The 3,183-nt window shown below is 50.8% G+C and carries 2 rRNA genes; both read left to right on the forward strand.

Going from position 1 to position 3,183, the window contains the following annotated elements:
- The first annotated feature begins 20 nt into the window (after nt 1-20).
- Nucleotides 21-2,898: ribosomal RNA gene (locus FSY45_RS27635) — 23S ribosomal RNA — on the forward strand.
- 166 nt (nt 2,899-3,064) lie between these two features.
- Nucleotides 3,065-3,177: ribosomal RNA gene (rrf, locus tag FSY45_RS27640) — 5S ribosomal RNA — on the forward strand.
- The last annotated feature ends 6 nt before the right edge of the window (nt 3,178-3,183 follow it).

A 3,183-nucleotide genomic window follows, 5' to 3' on the forward strand; every position in this document is an offset into this window, starting at 1 on the left:
AAGAGAGTCCAAAGTTATAGGGTCAAGTGACTAAGAGCATATGGTGGATGCCTTGGCGATGATAGGCGACGAAAGACGTGATAGCCTGCGATAAGCTTCGGGGAGCTGGCAAATAAGCTTTGATCCGGAGATTTCTGAATGGGGGAACCCACCTCGCAAGAGGTATCGTGCACTGAATACATAGGTGCACGAAGCGAACCTGGAGAACTGAAACATCTAAGTACCCAGAGGAAAAGACATCAACCGAGATTCCGATAGTAGTGGCGAGCGAATTCGGAAGAGCCTTGCAGTGATAGTCGATCAGTTAACAAAACGGCATGGAAAGGCCGACCATAGTGGGTGATAGTCCCGTATGTGAAAACCGATCGGTGGTACTAGGCTGCAGACAAGTAGGGCGGGGCACGAGAAACCCTGTCTGAATATGGGGGGACCATCCTCCAAGGCTAAATACTCATCATCGACCGATAGTGAACCAGTACCGTGAGGGAAAGGCGAAAAGAACCCCGGGAGGGGAGTGAAATAGATCCTGAAACCGTATGCTTACAAAAAGTCGGAGCCCCTAGGGGTGACGGCGTACCTTTTGTATAATGGGTCAGCGACTTACATTCAGTGGCAAGCTTAACCGAATAGGGGAGGCGAAGAGAAATCGAGTCCGAATAGGGCGACTAGTCGCTGGGTGTAGACCCGAAACCAAGTGATCTATCCATGGCCAGGATGAAGGTGCCGTAACAGGTACTGGAGGTCCGAACCCACTAATGTTGCAAAATTAGGGGATGAGCTGTGGATAGGGGTGAAAGGCTAAACAAACTTGGAAATAGCTGGTTCTCTCCGAAAACTATTTAGGTAGTGCCTCAAGTATTACCGTCGGGGGTAGAGCACTGTTTAGGCTAGGGGGTCATGGCGACTTACCAAACCTATGCAAACTCCGAATACCGACGAGTACAGCTTGGGAGACAGAGCACCGGGTGCTAACGTCCGGACTCAAGAGGGAAACAACCCAGACCGCCAGCTAAGGTCCCTAAAATTGGCTAAGTGGGAAACGAAGTGGGAAGGCTAAAACAGTCAGGATGTTGGCTTAGAAGCAGCCATCATTTAAAGAAAGCGTAATAGCTCACTGATCGAGTCGTCCTGCGCGGAAGATGTAACGGGGCTAAGCCAGTTACCGAAGCTGCGGATGCACAGTTTACTGTGCGTGGTAGGAGAGCGTTCTGTAAGCCTGTGAAGGTGTCTGGTAACGGATGCTGGAGGTATCAGAAGTGCGAATGCTGACATGAGTAGCGTTAAAGGGGGTGAAAAGCCCCCTCGCCGTAAGCGCAAGGTTTCCTACGCAACGTTCATCGGCGTAGGGTGAGTCGGCCCCTAAGGCGAGGCAGAGATGCGTAGCTGATGGGAAACAGGTCAATATTCCTGTACCGATCAATAGTGCGATGTGGGGACGGAGAAGGTTAGCTCAGCCAACTGTTGGAATAGTTGGTTCAAGCGTGTAGTCGTGCTCTTTAGGCAAATCCGGAGAGCTGAGATGAGGCGTGATAACGAGTCTGCTTGCAGACGAAGTGAGTGATACCCTGCTTCCAGGAAAAGCCACTAAGCTTCAGCTATTGACGACCGTACCGCAAACCGACACTGGTGCGCGAGATGAGTATTCTAAGGCGCTTGAGAGAACTCAGGAGAAGGAACTCGGCAAATTGACACCGTAACTTCGGGAGAAGGTGTACCCCAAGTAAGTGAAGTTGTACAAACGGAGCTCAAAGGGGTTGCAAAAAATTGGTGGCTGCGACTGTTTAATAAAAACACAGCACTCTGCAAACACGAAAGTGGACGTATAGGGTGTGACGCCTGCCCGGTGCTGGAAGATTAAATGATGGGGTGCAAGCTCTTGATTGAAGTCCCAGTAAACGGCGGCCGTAACTATAACGGTCCTAAGGTAGCGAAATTCCTTGTCGGGTAAGTTCCGACCTGCACGAATGGCGTAACGATGGCCACACTGTCTCCTCCTGAGACTCAGCGAAGTTGAAATGTTTGTGATGATGCAATCTCCCCGCGGAAAGACGGAAAGACCCCATGAACCTTTACTGTAGCTTTGTATTGGACTTTGAACGGATCTGTGTAGGATAGGTGGGAGGCTTTGAAGTGAGGTCGCTAGATCTCATGGAGCCGACGTTGAAATACCACCCTGGTGCGTTTGAGGTTCTAACCTGGATCCATTATCTGGATCGGGGACAGTGCATGGTAGGCAGTTTGACTGGGGCGGTCTCCTCCCAAAGCGTAACGGAGGAGTTCGAAGGTACGCTAGTTACGGTCGGACATCGTGACGATAGTGCAATGGCATAAGCGTGCTTAACTGCGAGACTGACAAGTCGAGCAGATGCGAAAGCAGGACATAGTGATCCGGTGGTTCTGTATGGAAGGGCCATCGCTCAACGGATAAAAGGTACTCTGGGGATAACAGGCTGATACCGCCCAAGAGTTCATATCGACGGCGGTGTTTGGCACCTCGATGTCGGCTCATCTCATCCTGGGGCTGTAGTCGGTCCCAAGGGTATGGCTGTTCGCCATTTAAAGAGGTACGTGAGCTGGGTTTAAAACGTCGTGAGACAGTTTGGTCCCTATCTTCCGTGGGCGCTGCAGATTTGAGGAAGCCTGCTCCTAGTACGAGAGGACCGGAGTGGACACACCTCTGGTGTACCTGTTGTCACGCCAGTGGCATCGCAGGGTAGCTAAGTGTGGAAGAGATAACCGCTGAAAGCATCTAAGCGGGAAACTCGTTTCAAGATGAGATCTGCCGGGGCCTTGAGCCCCCTGAAGGGTCGTTGTAGACCACGACGTTGATAGGCTGGGTGTGGAAGCGCAGTAATGCGTTAAGCTAACCAGTACTAATTGCCCGTGCGGCTTGACCCTATAACTTTGGGTAAGCCTGGAAAAACAAAAGACAGAACGCAAGTTCTAGTTATGCCGAAAAGGCGCAATCGAAAAGCTGATTGAAGACTCTATGAATTCGTTGGATTGAAGGTGAGCGAGATTAAGAAGTTAATCAAGGCGCTGTCAATCTGACAAAAAGTTTATGCCTGATGACCATAGCAAGTTGGTACCACTCCTTCCCATCCCGAACAGGACAGTGAAACGACTTTGCGCCGATGATAGTGCGGGTTCCCGTGTGAAAGTAGGTCATCGTCAGGCTCTTAC

Source organism: Comamonas sp. Z1, assembly GCF_008121555.1.
In the GTDB taxonomy this organism is placed as follows: Bacteria; Pseudomonadota; Gammaproteobacteria; order Burkholderiales; family Burkholderiaceae_C; genus Comamonas; species Comamonas thiooxydans.